Origin of the sequence: Nocardioides cremeus, from assembly GCF_030518195.1 — a bacterium.
In the GTDB taxonomy this organism is placed as follows: Bacteria; Actinomycetota; Actinomycetes; order Propionibacteriales; family Nocardioidaceae; genus Nocardioides; species Nocardioides cremeus.
In genome coordinates this window covers 153,487-170,724 of the sequence record NZ_JAULSC010000005.1, presented here as the reverse complement: position 1 = coordinate 170,724, position 17,238 = coordinate 153,487, and the positions used below count along the sequence as shown (strand labels likewise).

General features: G+C 71.7%; 19 protein-coding genes. All 19 read left to right on the top strand.

What is annotated here, in order from left to right:
- Window positions 1-2 precede the first annotated feature (2 nt).
- The gene (gene thrB / locus QWJ41_RS07805; protein WP_302707051.1) at window positions 3-914 is read left to right on the top strand and encodes a homoserine kinase; all 912 of its coding nucleotides are present in this window, start codon (window positions 3-5) and stop codon (window positions 912-914) included.
- A gap of 166 nt (window positions 915-1,080) precedes the next feature.
- Window positions 1,081-2,973 (top strand): transcription termination factor Rho, encoded by a 1,893-nt coding sequence (rho, locus tag QWJ41_RS07800; RefSeq protein ID WP_302707049.1) that lies wholly within the window; start codon window positions 1,081-1,083, stop codon window positions 2,971-2,973.
- Window positions 2,974-3,135: 162 nt separating this feature from the next.
- Window positions 3,136-3,507 (top strand): response regulator transcription factor, encoded by a 372-nt coding sequence (locus QWJ41_RS07795; protein WP_193667507.1) that lies wholly within the window; start codon window positions 3,136-3,138, stop codon window positions 3,505-3,507.
- A 16-nt stretch (window positions 3,508-3,523) separates the two neighbouring features.
- Window positions 3,524-5,050 carry an ATP-binding protein gene (locus tag QWJ41_RS07790; protein WP_302707048.1) on the top strand — a complete coding sequence of 509 codons (1,527 nt, stop codon included), beginning with the start codon at window positions 3,524-3,526 and terminating at the stop codon, window positions 5,048-5,050.
- Between the two features lie 179 nt (window positions 5,051-5,229).
- Window positions 5,230-5,439, top strand: a complete 210-nt coding sequence (rpmE, locus tag QWJ41_RS07785) for a 50S ribosomal protein L31 (RefSeq protein WP_179617069.1) — start codon at window positions 5,230-5,232, stop codon at window positions 5,437-5,439.
- A gap of 105 nt (window positions 5,440-5,544) precedes the next feature.
- The gene (gene prfA, locus QWJ41_RS07780; RefSeq protein ID WP_302707044.1) at window positions 5,545-6,618 is read left to right on the top strand and encodes a peptide chain release factor 1; all 1,074 of its coding nucleotides are present in this window, start codon (window positions 5,545-5,547) and stop codon (window positions 6,616-6,618) included.
- Window positions 6,619-7,461: a peptide chain release factor N(5)-glutamine methyltransferase gene (gene prmC, locus QWJ41_RS07775; RefSeq protein WP_302707042.1), complete on the top strand. Its 843-nt coding sequence runs from the start codon at window positions 6,619-6,621 to the stop codon at window positions 7,459-7,461.
- Window positions 7,458-8,135, top strand: a complete 678-nt coding sequence (locus QWJ41_RS07770; protein ID WP_336623281.1) for an L-threonylcarbamoyladenylate synthase — start codon at window positions 7,458-7,460, stop codon at window positions 8,133-8,135. Before prmC ends, QWJ41_RS07770 begins: the two co-directional genes overlap by 4 nt.
- Before the next feature lie 10 nt (window positions 8,136-8,145).
- Complete coding sequence (locus tag QWJ41_RS07765; protein WP_302707040.1) at window positions 8,146-9,291, top strand: glycosyltransferase family 4 protein; 1,146 nt, start codon at window positions 8,146-8,148, stop codon at window positions 9,289-9,291.
- 132 nt (window positions 9,292-9,423) lie between these two features.
- Window positions 9,424-9,900 (top strand): hypothetical protein, encoded by a 477-nt coding sequence (locus tag QWJ41_RS07760; protein ID WP_302707038.1) that lies wholly within the window; start codon window positions 9,424-9,426, stop codon window positions 9,898-9,900.
- Between the two features lie 27 nt (window positions 9,901-9,927).
- Window positions 9,928-10,170: an AtpZ/AtpI family protein gene (locus tag QWJ41_RS07755; RefSeq protein WP_302707036.1), complete on the top strand. Its 243-nt coding sequence runs from the start codon at window positions 9,928-9,930 to the stop codon at window positions 10,168-10,170.
- A 79-nt stretch (window positions 10,171-10,249) separates the two neighbouring features.
- A complete protein-coding gene (gene atpB / locus QWJ41_RS07750; protein WP_302707034.1) occupies window positions 10,250-11,041 on the top strand; it encodes a F0F1 ATP synthase subunit A in 792 nt (263 codons plus the stop codon).
- Between the two features lie 119 nt (window positions 11,042-11,160).
- The gene (locus QWJ41_RS07745; protein ID WP_219633601.1) at window positions 11,161-11,367 is read left to right on the top strand and encodes an ATP synthase subunit C-like protein; all 207 of its coding nucleotides are present in this window, start codon (window positions 11,161-11,163) and stop codon (window positions 11,365-11,367) included.
- Window positions 11,368-11,402: 35 nt separating this feature from the next.
- A complete protein-coding gene (locus QWJ41_RS07740; protein WP_302707032.1) occupies window positions 11,403-11,942 on the top strand; it encodes a F0F1 ATP synthase subunit B in 540 nt (179 codons plus the stop codon).
- Window position 11,943: 1 nt separating this feature from the next.
- Entirely contained in the window at window positions 11,944-12,762 is an 819-nt protein-coding gene (locus QWJ41_RS07735) for a F0F1 ATP synthase subunit delta (protein ID WP_302707030.1), read from the top strand.
- Window positions 12,763-12,812: 50 nt separating this feature from the next.
- Window positions 12,813-14,450 (top strand): F0F1 ATP synthase subunit alpha, encoded by a 1,638-nt coding sequence (gene atpA / locus QWJ41_RS07730; protein WP_302707029.1) that lies wholly within the window; start codon window positions 12,813-12,815, stop codon window positions 14,448-14,450.
- 2 nt (window positions 14,451-14,452) lie between these two features.
- A complete protein-coding gene (locus QWJ41_RS07725; RefSeq protein WP_302707028.1) occupies window positions 14,453-15,367 on the top strand; it encodes a F0F1 ATP synthase subunit gamma in 915 nt (304 codons plus the stop codon).
- A gap of 18 nt (window positions 15,368-15,385) precedes the next feature.
- The gene (atpD, locus tag QWJ41_RS07720; RefSeq protein ID WP_302707026.1) at window positions 15,386-16,840 is read left to right on the top strand and encodes a F0F1 ATP synthase subunit beta; all 1,455 of its coding nucleotides are present in this window, start codon (window positions 15,386-15,388) and stop codon (window positions 16,838-16,840) included.
- On the top strand, window positions 16,840-17,238 hold the full coding sequence (locus tag QWJ41_RS07715; protein ID WP_302707024.1) for a F0F1 ATP synthase subunit epsilon: 399 nt from the start codon (window positions 16,840-16,842) through the stop codon (window positions 17,236-17,238). Before atpD ends, QWJ41_RS07715 begins: the two co-directional genes overlap by 1 nt.

Below are 17,238 nucleotides of genomic sequence, written 5' to 3'. Positions count from 1 at the left end.
CGATGACCTCCTTCGTCACCGGGCCGGTGCGCGTCAGCGTGCCCGCCACGTCGGCCAACCTCGGCCCGGGCTTCGACTCGATGGGCCTCGCGCTCGACCTGCGCGACGAGCTCGAGGCCGAGGTCGTGGGCGAGGGTGTCGAGGTGCTGGTGGAGGGTGCCGGCGCCGAGGGCGTGCCCCGCGACGCCACCCACCTGGTGGTGCGGGCGATGCAGGTGGCCTTCGACGCGATGGGCGTGCGCCCGCCGGGTCTGCGGCTGCACTGCCGCAACGTGGTCCCGCACGCGCGCGGCCTGGGCTCGTCCTCCGCCGCGATCGTCGCCGGGGTCACGCTCGGCCGCGCGCTGGTCGCCGGCGGCGCGCTGCTGCTCGACGACGACGAGGTGCTCGACCTGTGCGCGGGCCTCGAGGGGCACCCCGACAACGTGGCGCCGGCCCAGCTGGGCGGCTTCGTGGTCGCGGGACGTGACGACGACGGCGGCTTCTTCGCCGTGCCCTGCCCGGTCGACCCGCGGGTCGGGGCCGTCGTGATGGTGCCGCCCACACCGGTCTCCACCGAGCAGGCCCGCGGGCTGCTGCCGGCGAGCGTGCCGCACGCCGACGCAGCCGCTGACGCCGGCCGGGCGGCGCTCCTGGTGGCCGCGCTGGCCGGTCAGCCCGAGCACCTGCTGCGCGCCACCCGCGACTACCTGCACCAGGACTACCGCCGCCCGGCGATGCCCGAGTCGCTCGCGCTGGTCGACGCACTGCGGGCCGACGGTGTGGCCGCGGTGGTGTCGGGGGCCGGCCCGACCGTGCTCGCCTTCTGCGACGGCCCGGACACCGCGCTGACCGCGTCGCTGCTCGAGCGGTGCCCCGCGGGCTGGTGGTCCTCCTACCTGGCCATCGACACCGACGGCGTACGGGTGCTCTGAACCGGCCGCGCGCCGGTGCTAGTCTGGCGGCGCGCCGACGACCAGCTCCTCCGGCGTGCACCCGCGATCTGCGAGGTGCGTCCCCGGCCGCTGTGCGGTGACGGGGCCAGTGACCAGTCGCCTCCGGCCAGCGCCGGCGGCTCCGTGAGACGTCGTTAGGACCCACGTGACGCAAGACTCCGCCCCCGCGCCCGACGAGGCCAGCACCCCCAAGAAGCGTGCCGGGGGGCTGAACGGGATGCTCATCGCCGACCTGAAGTCGTTGGCCGCCGGGCTGGGCATCGCCGGTGCCGGCGGGATGCGCAAGGCCCAGCTGGTCGACGCCATCAAGGCCGCCCAGTCGTCGGGCCAGTCGTCGGGCCAGTCCTCCGGCCAGGCATCGGACCAGGCGGCTCCCGCCGCGGGGACCACCCGCACCACCACGACCACGCGCCAGCGCACCCGGGTGCGTTCCGAGCAGTCGCAGTCGAGCCCCGAGCAGCCCGAGAAGCAGCCCGAGAAGCAGCCGGAGAAGCAGCCGGAGCGGCAGCCGGAGCGGCAGGAGCAGCCTCGGCGCAAGGACCAGCCCCAGGACCAGCCCCAGGACCAGCCCCAGGACCAGCCCAAGGGCCGCGAGCGGCAGGGACGCGGGCAGCAGGCCCAGCAGGAGAAGCCGGGCCAGCAGGACAAGCAGCAGGACAAGCAGGACAAGCAGGACAAGCAGGACAAGCAGGGCAACCAGAACGCCAAGCAGAACCAGCAGAACCAACAGCAGAACCAGCAGAACCAGCAGAACCAGCAGCAGGACCAGGGCGACGACGACGGCGACGGGCGCGGACGCAGCCGTCGCCGCCGCGGGCGCGACCGCGACCGCGCTCGCAGCGGCAGCGGTGGCGGCGGTGGTGGCGGTGGCCGCAACGAGCCGGACACCACGGTGCTCGAGGACGACGTGCTGGTGCCGGCCGCGGGCATCCTCGACGTGCTCGACAACTACGCCTTCGTGCGCACCAGCGGCTACCTGCCCGGCCCCGACGACGTCTACGTCTCGCTCTCGATGGTGCGCAAGTTCGGGCTGCGGCGCGGCGACGCGGTCGTGGGCCAGGTGCGCCAGCCCCGCGAGGGCGAGCGCAAGGAGAAGTTCAACCCGATGGTGCGCATCGAGAGCGTCAACGGGGCCGACCCCGACGCCGCGCGCACCCGCGTCGAGTTCGAGAAGATGACCCCGCTGCACCCCTCGGAGCGGCTGCGTCTCGAGAAGGGCTCCGATGACCTCATCGGACGCACGATCGACCTCGTGGCGCCGATCGGCAAGGGCCAGCGTGGGCTGATCAGCTCGCCGGCCCATGCCGGCAAGACGGCGGTGCTCCAGGGCGTGGCCGCCTCGCTCAGCGCCAACAACCCGGAGTGCCACCTGATGGTGGTACTGGTCGACGAGCGCCCCGAGGAGGTCACCGACTACGAGCGCTCGGTCAAGGGCGAGGTCATCTCCTCGACCTTCGACCGCCAGCCCTCCGACCACACCGTGGTCGCCGAGCTGGCCATCGAGCGGGCCAAGCGCCTGGTCGAGCTCGGGCACGACGTCGTCGTGCTGCTCGACGGCATCACGCGGCTGGGGCGGGCCTACCACCTGGCCGGCACCGGCAACGGACGGGTTCTCTCGGGCGGGGTCGACTCGACGGCGCTGCACCCGCCGAAGCAGTTCTTCGGGGCCGCGCGCAACATCGAGAACGGCGGCTCGCTGACGGTGCTGGCGACGGCGACCGTCGAGAGCGGCTCGAAGGTCGACGAGGTGATCTTCGAGGAGCTCACCGGCACCGCCAACATGGAGCTGCGGCTGAGCCGCGAGCTGGCCATGCAGCGGGTCTTCCCCGCCGTCGACGTGGCCCGCTCGGGCACCCGCCACACCGAGCTGCTGCTGGGCGAGGGCGAGCTGCCGGTGGTCGAGGCGCTGGTCGACGCGCTGTCGGCCCAGGGCATCGAGGCGATGCGCGACCTGCGCGAGCGGCTGACGAGCACGCAGACGAACTACGAGATGCTCAGCGCCTCCCAGCGCTCGTCCGGGCGGACCGCCCGGCGGTGAGCATGGCCCGCGTCGGCGCAGCTGCGCCGGCGCGGGCTCGACGGGCTTTCTCGGCGGTGTGCCCGTCGCCGTGCCGGCGTTGCCGATACGCTGTCGCCCACATGCTGGCGGCCCTCCTCAGGAGGTCGGAGGGTCAGCCGGAGAGAGAGGAAGCCTCGTACCGTGGCACGCATCCTGGTCGCTGACGACGACGTCGACATCCGAGAGCTGGTCGAGTTCAAGCTCTCCACCCTCGGCCACGAGATCACCGCGGTGGCCGACGGCGCGGCGGCGGTCGAGGCGTGCCAGGCCTCGCGTCCCGACCTGGCCGTCCTCGACGTGATGATGCCGGGGGTCTCGGGGCTCGAGGCGATCCGCGCCATCCGTGCCGACCCGGGCCTGGCCGACCTGCCCGTCATCCTGCTCACCGCCCGGGCCCAGGAGTCCGACGTCGAGTCGGGCTTCGACTCCGGTGCCGACGACTACATCACCAAGCCCTTCAGCCCGCGTGAGCTGGCTGCCCGGGTCGAGGCGCTGTTGTCCCGGTCGGTCTGAGCGCGGCGCGGACCCGGTGACCGACACCGAGGGCGCGAGCCCGCGCACCGTCGCCCGGACCCTCACCCCGGCGCTGCACCGCCTGGCGGTGCTGATCGGCGTGATCGCGCTGATCGCGATCGTGGGCGTGGTGCTGTCCACCCGCACCGTCGACGACCTCACCGAGGGCCTGCAGCCGGCCTCGGTCGCCAACCAGGCGGTGCTCCAGGACCTCACCGACCTCGAGTCGGCCGTCGGGGCGTGGGCACGCAGCGGCGAGCCCGGCGCGCTCGACGACTACCAGGAGGCGCTGGCCCGGTTGCCCGGGCACCAGCAGGTCGTCGCCCAGTACGCCGCCGACGACGCGCCGCTGATGGCGCTGGTGCAGGCGCAGCGGGCCGCGGCCGAGCGCTGGCTGGAGGAGTACGCGCAGCCGCGGGTGCAGGCGCCCGGCGGGGCCGAGACGTTCCAGCTGCGCCGCTACCGCCTGGGCCAGCGCCTCTTCGAGCAGGTGCGGGCCGCACACCAGGAGACGGCTGAGCTCTTCGGCAACCGGGTGCGCGAGGCCAGCGCCGACGCGACCTGGCGCCTGCGCGCCACGATCGGCTCGGTGGCGCTGCTGACCCTGCTGGGCTGGGTCGTGGTCGGCCGGTCGCGGGCCCGCCTGCTGGCCGAGGTCTCGCGCCCGCTCGTCGCGTTGGAGGCCGTGGTGCACCAGATGGCCAAGGACCCGACGGTCCGGGCGCAGCCCGAGGGCCCGCGCGAGGTCCGGTCGGTGGCGCTGGCCCTCAACGAGCTGGCCGACGCCCAGTCGCGGGCCCGCGCCGTGGAGCACAAGGTGACCGAGGAGCTGCGGGTCCTCGACACCGCACGCGACGACTTCGTCTCCAACGTCTCCCACGAGCTGCGCACGCCGCTGACGACGATCCACGGCTACCTCGAGATGGTGGCCGAGGAGTTCGAGGACACGATGTCGCCCCGCCACGAGCGGATCCTGGAGGCCAGCCGGCGCAACGTGGCTCGCCTCAAGACCCTCATCGACGACCTGCTGACCCTGTCGAAGGCCGAGAACCGCGCGACCACCCTCGAGTCGGTCGACCTGGTGCCGCTGGTGCGTGACGCCGTCACCGACGTCGCCATCACCGCCGCGGGCCGGGGCATCGTGGTCGAGCAGGACCTGGGGGACCAGCCGGTCATCGTGCTGGCCGACCGGCCGATGCTGGGCCGGGCCTTCCTCAACCTGCTCAGCAACGCGGTGAAGTTCAGCCTCGAGCAGGGCCGGGTCTCGGTTTCGCTGGGGGTCGAGGAGGCCGACGGGCGCCGCAGCGCCGTCGTCACGGTGCTCGACCGGGGGATCGGCATCCCCACCGCCGAGCTCGAGCGGCTGGGCAGCCGCTTCTTCCGCGCCTCCAACGCGGTCACCAACGAGATCGCCGGCACCGGCCTGGGGCTGCGCATCGTGCAGACGATCGTCGACAAGCACGGCGGCGACGTGCGCATCGAGTCGGAGGAGGGCCGGGGGACCCGGGTCGTGGTCCGGCTCCCGGTGCAGTCGGCGGGCTGAACCGCTCGATCGGCTGGACCCGGCTGGCCCTGGCTGGACTGGCTGGACTGGCTGGACTGGCTGGAATTGGAAGGTGCCGATGTTGGTTGGCACAATACGTACGGCTCCGGTTCACGTCCCCGCACCGCACCCGCGGGCAAGACGGCGGCGACCCGGCGGCCCCGACGAAAGAGGGAAGCATGAAGAAGGACATCCACCCGGAGTACACCGAGACCCAGGTGACCTGCACCTGTGGCAGCACCTTCACCACCCGCAGCACCGCGACCTCCGGCACCATGCGTGCCGACGTCTGCTCGCAGTGCCACCCGTTCTACACCGGCAAGCAGAAGATCCTCGACACCGGCGGCCGCGTCGCCCGCTTCGAGGCCCGCTACGCCAAGAAGAAGTAGCACCACGACGAGCGCCGGTCCACCGCCCCGCGGCGGTGGACCGGCGCTCGTCATTTGTCCTGCCCCGCCCTGCCCGCAGCTCGTCCCGACCCCAGGAGCCCGCCGATGTTCGAGGCCGTCGAGAGCATGCTCGGTGAGCACGCCGAGCTCGAGGCCCGGCTCGCCGAGCCCGAGACCCACGCCGACGCCCGGCTGGCCAAGCGGCTCAACCGCCGCTACGCCGAGCTGTCCGCGGTCATCCGCACGTGGCGGGAGTGGCAGCGGCTGGGGGAGGACGCGGGGGCGGCCCGCGAGCTCGCCGGGGAGGACCCCGCCTTCGGCGAGGAGGCGCTCGAGCTCGACGCACGCCGCGAGGAGGCCGCCGAGCGGCTGCGCCGGCTGCTGGTGCCCCGCGAGGAGACCGACGACAAGGACGCGCTGCTGGAGGTGAAGTCCGGCGAGGGCGGCGAGGAGTCCGCGCTCTTCGCCGGTGACCTGCTGCGGATGTACACCCGCTACGCCGAGCGGCACGGCTGGGCGGTGGAGATCCTCGACGCCACCGAGTCCGACCTCGGCGGCTACAAGTCGGTGACGGTGGCGGTCAAGGCCAAGGGCACCCCCGGACCGGGGGAGGCGCCGTTCGCCCGTCTCAAGTTCGAGGGCGGCGTGCACCGTGTGCAGCGGGTGCCGGTCACCGAGTCGCAGGGTCGCGTGCACACCAGCGCCGCGGGAGTCCTGGTGCTGCCGGAGGCCGAGCAGGTCGACGTGAGCATCGACGAGAACGACCTGCGCATCGACGTCTTCCGCTCCAGCGGCCCCGGCGGCCAGAGCGTCAACACCACCGACTCCGCGGTGCGGATCACGCACGTGCCGAGCGGCATCGTGGCCAGCTGCCAGAACGAGAAGAGCCAGCTGCAGAACCGCGAGCAGGCGATGCGGATCCTGCGGGCCCGGCTGCTGGCCGTGGCCCAGGAAGCGGCCGCGGCCGAGGCCAGCGACGCCCGGCGCAGCCAGGTGCGCACCGTGGACCGCTCCGAGCGCATCCGCACCTACAACTACCCCGAGAACCGCATCTCCGACCACCGCACCGGCTACAAGTCCTACAACCTCGACCAGGTCCTCGACGGTGACCTCGGCCCGGTCATCGCGTCGTGCACCGACGCCGACATGGCCGCCCGGCTCGCCGCGCTGGAGGACTGAGTGACCACCCGGCGCGCGGTGCTGGCGGGCGCGGTCGAGCGGCTGCGCGCCGCGGGCGTGCCCAGCCCCGAGCACGACGCGGCCGAGCTGCTGGCCCACGTGCTGGGCACCGAGCGCGGGCGGCTGGTGCTCGTCGACGCGGTGGACCCCGCCGCCCTGCCGTCGTACGACGCCCTGGTCGCGCGGCGCGCGGCCCGTGAGCCGCTGCAGCACCTGACGGGGCGCGCCTGGTTCCGCCACGTCGAGCTGGCCGTCGGCCCCGGGGTCTTCGTGCCCCGCCCCGAGACCGAGCTGCTGGCCGGCTGGGCGGTCGAGCAGGCGGGCCTGGTCGCCGAGCCGGTCGTGGTCGACCTGTGCACCGGCTCGGGCGCGGTGGCGGCGTCGGTGGCCCACGAGGTGCCCACGGCGCGCGTGCACGCGGTCGAGCTCGACCCGGCGGCGCACGCCTGGGCCGAGCGCAACCTGGCCGGCACCCGGGTCGACCTGCGGCTGGGCGACATGGCCACCGAGCTCGAGGAGCTCGCCGGCACGGTCGACGTGGTGGTGTGCAACCCGCCCTATGTGCCGCTCGAGGCCTGGGAATCGGTGGCGCCCGAGGCGCGCGACCACGACCCCCACCTGGCGCTCTTCTCGGGCGACGACGGGCTCGACGCGCTGCGGGTCCTGGAGCGCCGGGCCGCGCTGCTGCTGCGGCCCGGGGGAGTGGTGGGCGCCGAGCACGCCGACGTGCAGGGCGCCTCGGCGCCTGAGGTGCTCAGTGCCACCGGACGTTGGAGCGAGGTGCGCGACCACCACGACCTGGCAGGGCGTGCGCGCTTCGTGACGGCGAGGCTGGCACGATGACCTCCATGGAACGCCACGGGACCTCCACCCCCGACGAGCGCGAGCGGGCCCTCGACGCGGCCAGCCTGGCCGTCCAGCGCGGCGGGCTCGTGGTGCTGCCCACCGACACCGTCTACGGCATCGGCGCCGACGCCTTCGACCCGGCCGCCGTGCGCGCGCTGCTCGCGGCCAAGGGCCGCGGGCGCGACATGCCGCCGCCGGTGCTGGTCAGCGCCGCGACCACGCTCGACGCGCTGGCCGTGCGGGTGCCGGGCTACGCGCGCGCCCTGGTCGAGGCGTTCTGGCCGGGCCCGCTGACGATCGTGTGCCACCAGCAGACTTCTCTCCAGTGGGACCTCGGTGACACCCGCGGCACGGTCGCGGTGCGGATGCCCGACCACGAGGTCGCCCGCGAGCTCCTCGAGCGCACCGGGCCGCTGGCGGTCAGCTCGGCCAACCTCACCGGCCGCCCGGCGGCCACCGACGCCGACGCCGCCGAGGAGATGCTCGGCGAGCACGTCGACGTCATCGTCGACGCCGGCCCCAGCCCGCAGGGCGCCGACGGCGCGCAGCCCTCGACGATCGTCGACGTGACCGGGCCCCAGGGCCGGGTCCTGCGCGTGGGCGCGCTCTCGCTCGACCAGCTCAACGCCGTCCTCGAGCCGCTCGGCGCGACGCTCACCGTCGAGGACTGACGGGCGAGCGGTGCGCGAGTACATCCTGGTCTTCCTGGTCGCGGCGTCGGTCACCTACCTGCTGACGGTGATCGCGCGCGAGATCGCGCTGCGCACCGGTGCCGTGGCACGGGTCCGCGACCGCGACGTGCACGCCGAGCCGATCCCCTACCTGGGCGGCCTGGCGATGCTCGGCGGGCTGGTGGCGGCCTACCTGGTGGCCCGCGAGCTGCCGTTCCTGTCGCTGAGCGGGCCGTTCGTCTTCCGTGACGCCGGGGTGGTGATCGTCGCCGGGGCCCTGATCTGCGCGGTCGGGGTCCTCGACGACCTCTTCGAGCTCGACGCCCTGACCAAGCTCGGCGGGCAGCTGCTGGCGGCGGGCTTCCTGGTCGCCTTCGGGGTCCAGTTCTACTTCTTCACCGGGCCCGACGGGCAGGTCTTCTCGCTCGACCCCGCGCAGCGCGCGCTGCTGACGGGCTTCCTGGTGGTGGCGACCATCAACGCGGTGAACTTCGTCGACGGCCTCGACGGGCTGGCCGCCGGCGTGGTGGGCGTGGGGGCGCTGGCCTTCTTCCTCTTCTGCTACCAGCTCACCAGCCTCAACAACACCTCGCGGGCCACGACCGCGGCGCTGCTGGCGGTGGCCCTGGCGGGGGCGTGCGTGGGCTTCCTGCCACACAACTTCAACCCGGCGAGGCTCTTCATGGGCGACTCCGGGTCGATGCTGATCGGGCTGGTGCTCTCGGCGAGCGCGGTGACGCTGACCGGCCAGTTCGCCGGCTCCGACCTGTCCCAGGGCGGTGCCGGGTCGCAGGCCAGCCTGGCCCCCACGCTGCTGCCGCTGCTGCTGCCGATCACCATCCTGGTGGTCCCACTGCTCGACCTGGTCCTGGCGATCGTGCGCCGCACGCGTGCCGGCCGGTCGCCGTTCGCCCCCGACAAGCAGCACCTGCACCACCGCCTGCTCGAGATCGGGCACTCCCAGCGCCGAGCGGTGCTGATCATGTGGATGTGGGCGGCCCTGGTTGCCTTCGGCACCGTGCTGGCCAGCCTCTACTCCGGCCCCTGGGTCGTGGCCGCGCTGCTCGGGGGAGCGGGGGTGACCGTGGCACTGACCTTCCTGCTGCCGGTGCTGCACCGCCCGGGGCACGCCGTGCCCGCCGGTCCGCCTGCCTGAGGCCCGGACGTCCCGGCTGGATCGTTCCAGTTGCCGGGCCCCGACGACCTTGTGATAGTTTTCACGAGGTGCTGGGGCCAGGTCCACAGCACTCCTCGACCTCCGTCTGCCCCCCCCAGAGAACGGCCGCCGATGACCTCCGCGACGACCGCCAGCGAGCACCGCCGCCCCGGCGCGGTGGCGCTGCACGGGGCCGTTGCGGCCGCGGCGCTCGCGCCGGGCCTGCTGGTGGCCGGCGTGGGGGCCCTGGTCTCCGGTGGCGACGCTGCGGGAGCCGCCCTGATCGGCGCGGTGGCCGTGCTGGCGGTGCTCCTCTTCGGCTCGGTCACCGTCGACGTGGTCAGCGGCCTGATGCCGCACGCCTCGGTGATGGTGGCGCTGCTGACCTACACGCTGCAGCTGATGCTCGTGGTGGTCCTGCTGGTGACGCTCTCCGAGCAGCCGGCCTTCGCCTCCCTCGCCGAGCGGCGCTGGCTCTTCGGCGGCCTGCTGGCCGTCGTGCTGGCCTGGATGGCCGGCCAGGTGACCGCCGCGGTCCGCGTGCGCATCCCCGTCTACGACCTGCGGGCCCCCTCGCGCACCGAGGCGGACGCGGGTGACGCGTCGTGACCCACGGCTGCTATCGTCCGGATCGCCATGGCGCCGACAGACCACGTCCCCGATCGCTCGAGCGAGCCGTCGACGGACCCCTGGGCAGCGTTCGGGTCGTTGGGGGCCGGCGTGCTCCTCTACGGCGGCCTGGGCTGGGCGGGGGACCGCTGGCTGGGGACCTCGTTCCTGCTGCCGACGGGCCTCGTGCTCGGCGCGGTGCTGGGGTTCTACGTGGTGATCGTCCGCTTCGGGCGTGCACCGCAGGAGCCCACGGACCCCGACGCGTGACCCCCCTGCCCGCCACGGGCACCACCCGCACTTGCACGATCTTCTGCACCGAATGCGACACGAAGGAGACAGGGCGTTGATGTCTGACACCATTGCGGTGATCATGGCCGCGGAGGGCTTCACGCCTCCTGGGCCGGCTGACTTCGACCTGCCGCCGATCTTCGGCGAGGTCACCAAGCCGATGGTCATGGTCGGCCTGTCCGTGGTGCTGATCTTCACGCTCTTCTACGCCATGTCGCGCAAGGCGGCCATCGTGCCGGGGCGCATGCAGTTCGCCGGCGAGTTCGTCTACGGCGGCGTGCGCAACTCCATCGCCCGCGAGTCCATCGGCTCCGAGCACTTCATGAAGTTCGTGCCCTACCTCTTCGCGCTGTTCACCTTCGTGCTGGTGAACAACTACTTCGGCATGATCCCGATCGTGCAGTTCCCGACGTTCTCGCACTCGGGCTACGCCTACGGCCTCGCAGCCCTCTCCTGGCTGCTCTACAACGGCGTCGGCATCTGGAAGCACGGCGCGCTGGGCTACCTCAAGCACGTCTCGGTCCCGGCCGGTGTCAGCGGCGTGATGCTGCTGCTGATCGTGCCGCTGGAGATCCTCTCCAACATCGTCGTGCGCCCCGTCACGCTGGCGCTGCGACTCTTCGCCAACATGTTCGCCGGCCACCTGCTGCTGATCCTCTTCGCCCTCGGCGGTGAGTACCTGCTGGTCGAGGCCTCGCCCTCCGTGCTCAACATCGTGGGCGGCATCGGTGCGATCATCATGTTCTTCCTCGTCAGCGCCCTCGAGCTGCTGGTGATGTTCCTGCAGGCCTACGTCTTCACGCTGCTCACCGCGATGTACGTCGCCGGTGCGGTCGCCGAGGAGCACTGAGCCGACCGCGCCCCGGCGCACCGTGCGGCCCGGCCGCACCCCCGATTCCCACAACTTCATATGGTCAACAAAGTCATGAGACTCCACGACGCGCCCTGCGTCACGACGAAAGGAAAGCTGTGACCGGCTCTCTCAACATGCTCGGCTACGGCGTCGCCACGATCGGTCCCGCCATCGCGGTCGGCCTGATCTTCGCTGCCTACATCAACGGTGTCGCCCGCCAGCCCGAGGCCCAGTCGCGCCTCCAGTCGATCGCGATCCTCGGCTTCGCGCTCGCCGAGGCCCTGGCGATCATCGGCATCGCGCTCGCCTTCGCCATCCAGTGACCTACGCCTCGGCGCCCTACCTCACGAGGTGATACATGTCTGAGTCCGTTCGGGCAGCGGAAGAGCTCAACCCGCTGATCCCGCACCTGTCCGAGATCATCCTCGGCGCAGTCTGGTTCCTCATCCTGTTCGGCCTGATCTGGAAGTTCGTCGTCCCGAACTTCGAGAAGGCCTACGCCGACCGCACCGCCGCCATCGAGGGCGGCCTCGCGGCGGCGGAGACCAAGCAGGCCGAGGCCGACGCCAAGCTCGCCGAGCTCGAGGCCCAGCTCGCGGACGCCCGCCACGAGGCGGCGCGCATCCGTGAGGAGGCCCGCGAGCAGGGCGCTGCGATCGTCAGCGACCTGCGTGCGCAGGGGCAGGCCGAGCAGACCCGCATCGTCGAGGCCGGCAAGGCGCAGATCGAGGCGGAGCGCCAGCAGGCCGTCGCCTCGCTGCGCGCCGAGGTCGGCTCGCTGGCCACCGGCCTGGCTGGTCGCATCGTCGGTGAGAGCCTGGAGGACGAGGCCCGCCAGGGTCGCGTCGTCGAGCGCTTCCTCGCCGACCTCGAGACCGGGACGCCGGGGGTCAACTGAGATGACCTCGGACTTCCGCGGAGCATCGGCCGACGCCGTCGCCACGCTGACCGGTGAGCTGGAGACGACCGTCTCCGGCTCGCCGGAGGTCGCCGCGCAGGTCAGCGGTGACCTCTTCTCGGTCGCCACGACCCTGCGGGGCGAGGCGACGCTGCGCCGCTTCGTCACGGACGCCTCGGTGGCGCCCCAGGCTCGTCAGGGCCTGGTCGACCAGGTCCTCGGCGGCAAGGTGAGCGAGCAGGCCCTGGGCCTGCTGCGCTCGGCGGTGAGCCGTCGCTGGGTCAAGACCCGCGACCTCGCCGACGCCCTCGAGCACCTCAGCGTGGTGGCGCTGGTGATCTCGGCCGGCGACCAGGCCTCGCGCCTGGCTGACGAGCTGTTCGAGTTCGCCCAGGCCGTCAAGGAGAACCCGTCGCTGCGCGACGCGCTCTCCGACCCGGCCCGTTCGCACCACGACAAGGCTCGCCTCGTCGACGACCTGCTCGCCGGCAAGGCCCTGCCCGCCACGTCGAGCCTGGTCGTCCAGGCGCTCGGCGGCTCGCACCGCACCGTGGGTGTGGCGCTGGCCGAGTACCAGAAGGTGGCAGCCGAGGCCCAGCACCAGGGCGTCGCCACCGTGCGGGTCGCGCACGACCTGCCCGAGCACGAGCGCACCCGGCTCGCCGGCGCCCTCGAGCGCCAGTACGGCCGTCCGGTCCACCTCAACGTGGTCGTCGACCCCTCCGTCCTCGGCGGCGTGCGGGTCGAGATCGGCGACGACGTGATCGACGGGACCATCTCGGGTCGTCTCGAGGACGCCCGCCGCCGCCTCGTCGGCTGACCGCCCGCACCAACCCGACTTCGTAGAGACACAAGAGAGAAGGCACCAAGATGACGGAGCTCTCCATCCGTCCGGACGAGATCCGTGACGCGCTTGCCAAGTACGTCGCCGACTACCAGCCCGACGCGGCGAGCCGCGAGGAGGTCGGCACCGTCGCCTCCGCCGGCGACGGCATCGCCCGCGTCAGCGGCCTGCCCTCGGCCATGGCGAACGAGCTGCTGGAGTTCGAGGACGGCACCCGGGGCCTGGCCCTGAACCTCGACACCCGCGAGATCGGCGTCGTCATCCTCGGTGACTTCGACAAGATCGAGGAGGGTCAGACCGTGCGCCGCACCGGCGAGATCCTCTCGGTCCCGGTGGGCGACGACTTCATGGGTCGCGTCGTCGACCCGCTGGGCACCCCCATCGACGGTCTCGGCGAGATCAACGCGAGCGGTCGTCGTGCCCTCGAGCTGCAGGCGCCCTCCGTGATGGACCGCAAGTCGGTGCACGAGCCGATGGCGACCGGCATCAAGGCGATCGACTCCCTCACCCCGATCGGGCGCGGACAGCGCCAGCTGATCATCGGTGACCGCGCGACCGGCAAGACCACGATCGCGATCGACACGATCATCAACCAGAAGCAGAACTGGGACTCCGGCGACCCGACGAAGCAGGTGCGCTGCATCTACGTCGCGATCGGCCAGAAGGGCTCGACCATCGCCTCCGTGCGTGGCGCCCTCGAGGAGGCCGGCGCGCTGGAGTACACCACCATCGTGGCCTCGCCGGCCTCTGACTCCGCGGGCTTCAAGTACCTCGCCCCGTACACCGGCTCGGCCATCGGCCAGCAGTGGATGTACGACGGCAAGCACGTCCTGATCGTCTTCGACGACCTGACCAAGCAGGCCGAGGCCTACCGAGCCGTGTCGCTGCTGCTGCGTCGTCCGCCGGGCCGCGAGGCCTACCCGGGTGACGTCTTCTACCTGCACAGCCGCCTGCTCGAGCGTTGCGCGAAGCTCTCCGACGAGCTGGGCGCGGGCTCGATGACCGGCCTGCCGATCATCGAGACCAAGGCCAACGACGTCTCGGCGTTCATCCCGACCAACGTCATCTCGATCACCGACGGCCAGATCTTCCTGCAGTCCGACCTCTTCGCCGCCAACCAGCGCCCGGCCATCGACGTGGGTGTCTCGGTCTCGCGCGTGGGTGGTGCCGCCATGACCAAGGCGATGAAGAAGGTCACCGGCTCGCTCAAGGTCGACCTGGCGCAGTTCCGCGCCATGGAGGCGTTCGCGATGTTCGCCTCCGACCTCGACGCCGCCTCGCGCCAGCAGCTCGACCGCGGCCAGCGCCTGATGGCGCTGCTCAAGCAGTCGGCCTACTCGCCGTACCCGCTCGAGGACATGGTGGTCTCGATGTGGCTGGGCACCACCGGTCGCCTCGACCGCGTGCCGGTCGGCGACGTGATCCGCTTCGAGCAGGAGTTCATCGACTACGTGCGGCGCTCGCACGAGGGCATCCTGTCCTCGATCCGCGAGACGCAGAAGTTCGAGGACGAGGCCGGCCTGGAGAGCGCGTACGACTCCTTCCTCGACCAGTTCGAGACCTCGGACGGCGGCTCGATCAAGGTCGGCCACGAGGCCGAGGCCGAGGCGATGGAGGACGACGAGCTCGGCCAGGAGCAGATCGTCAAGCAGAAGCGGGGCTGACCATGGCCGTATCGCTGCGTGAGTACCGCGCGCGGATCAAGTCGACCGAGTCGATGAAGAAGATCACGCGCGCCATGGAGCTCATTGCTGCGTCCCGGATCGTCAAGGCGCAGCAGCGGGCACAGGCGGCAGCGCCGTACGCCCGCGAGCTGACCCGTGCGGTGTCGGCGGTGGCGACGTTCTCGGACGTCGACCACCCGCTGACCAAGGAGGAGGAGAACCCCAAGCGGGCCGCCGTCCTCATCGTGACCAGCGACCGGGGCCTGGCCGGGGCCTACTCCTCGAGCGTGCTCAAGGAGGCCGAGAGGCTTGCCGAGCGCCTGCGCGAGGAGGGCAAGGAGATCGACACCTTCATCGCGGGCCGTAAGGGCGAGGCGTACTACAAGTTCCGTGAGCGCCCCGTCGAGCAGACCTGGACCGGTTTCTCCGACCAGCCGTCCTACGACGTGGCCGCCGAGATCGGGGAGACCCTGATCGAGCGGTTCCTGCGCGAGCAGGGCGAGGAGGGCGATGTCGACGAGGTGCACGTGGTCTACACGCGCTTCGTGTCGATGCTGACCCAGGAGCCGACCGCCGTGCGGCTGCTGCCGCTGGAGGTCGTCGAGGGCGAGGAGCCCCCCGAGGAGTCCGAGCTGCTGCCGCTCTACGAGTTCGAGCCCTCTCCCGAGGCCGTCCTCGACGGGCTGCTGCCGCAGTACGTCCAGTCGCGGATCTTCTTCTGCCTGCTGCAGGCGGCGGCCTCCGAGCTCGCCGCCCGCCAGAAGGCGATGAAGGCGGCCACGGACAACGCCGAAGAGCTCATCAAGAAGTACAAGCGGATCGCCAACCAGGCCCGCCAGGCCGGCATTACCCAGGAAATCAGCGAGATCGTCGGTGGCGTCAACGCGCTCGCCGACGCCAACGCCGGTGCCGAATAAGTGGAGTGAGTGAGAGACATGACTGCAACGCTTGAAGAGACCACCCAGGCCGGCGGGGCCAGCGTGGGCCGCATCGCCCGCGTCATCGGCCCGGTCGTCGACGTGGAGTTCCCCGTCGACGCCATGCCCGAGATCTACAACAAGCTCACCGCCGAGGTCGTCCTCGGCGAGGAGACCACGGTGCTGCCCCTCGAGGTGGCCCAGCACATCGGTGACGGCATGGTCCGCGCGATCTCGCTGAAGCCGACCGACGGCCTCGTGCGCGGTGGCCAGGTCGTCGACACCGGTGAGCCGATCACCGTGCCGGTGGGCGACGTGACCCTCGGTCGCGTGTTCAACGCCACGGGCGACGTGCTCAACCTCGGTGAGGGCGAGCAGCTCGCCGAGCACGAGCGCTGGGGCATCCACCGCAAGGCCCCGGCCTTCGACCAGCTGGAGTCGAAGACCCAGATGTTCGAGACCGGCATCAAGGTCATCGACCTGCTGACGCCCTACGTGACGGGCGGCAAGATCGGCCTGTTCGGTGGCGCTGGCGTGGGCAAGACGGTGCTCATCCAGGAGATGATCGCCCGTGTGGCCAAGAACCACGGTGGTGTGTCGGTGTTCGCCGGTGTCGGCGAGCGCACCCGTGAGGGCAACGACCTCATCGTCGAGATGGAGGAGGCCGGCGTGCTCGGGCAGACCGCCCTCGTCTTCGGCCAGATGGACGAGCCGCCGGGCACCCGCCTGCGGGTGGCGCTCTCGGCGCTGACGATGGCGGAGTACTTCCGCGACGTGCAGAACCAGGACGTGCTGCTCTTCATCGACAACATCTTCCGGTTCACCCAGGCCGGCTCGGAGGTCTCCACCCTGCTGGGTCGGATGCCCTCCGCGGTGGGCTACCAGCCCAACCTGGCCGACGAGATGGGCGTCCTGCAGGAGCGGATCACCTCGACCCGAGGCAACTCGATCACCTCGATGCAGGCGATCTACGTGCCCGCCGACGACTACACCGACCCGGCGCCGGCCACGACGTTCGCGCACCTCGACGCGACCACCGAGCTGTCCCGTGAGATCGCCTCGCTCGGCATCTACCCGGCCGTGGACCCGCTGACCTCGACGTCGCGGATCCTCGACCCGCAGTACATCGGCAAGGAGCACTACGACTGCGCGATCCGCGTCAAGCAGATCCTGCAGCGCAACAAGGAGCTCCAGGACATCATCGCCATCCTCGGTGTCGACGAGCTGTCGGAGGAGGACAAGGTCATCGTGTCCCGCGCGCGCCGCATCCAGCGGTTCCTGTCGCAGAACACCTACGTGGCCAAGCAGTTCACCGGCATCGAGGGCTCGACCGTCCCGGTCGCAGACACGATCGAGGCGTTCAACAAGATCGCCGCGGGTGAGTACGACCACGTGGCCGAGCAGGCCTTCTTCATGTGCGGCGGTCTGGACGACGTCGAGCAGAAGTGGGCCGAGATCCAGAAGAACCTCTGATGGCGGACGACGTCGGCAAGGGTCTGTGGGTCGAGCTCGTCGCCGCAGACCGGACCGTGTGGTCGGGCGAGGCGTCGATGGTCATCGCGCGGACGACGGAGGGTGACCTGGGCGTGCTGCCCGGGCACGCCCCGTTGCTCTCGCTGCTCACCGAGGCCGCTGTCGAGATCAGCGAGGCCGAGGGCGTCGTGCACGCGGCCGTCGACGGCGGGTTCCTCTCCGTGGCCGGCGACCGGGTCTCGATCCTCACCGAGCACGCCCTGCTCGCCGAGGAGATCAAGATCGACGAGGCCAAGGCGGCGCTCGAGGCGGCCGAGGGCATGCCCACCGGAGACGAGCGCGAGCTGCACATCCGTCGGGCCGCGGCCCGCATCCGGGCGGCCGAGAAGGCGGGCTGA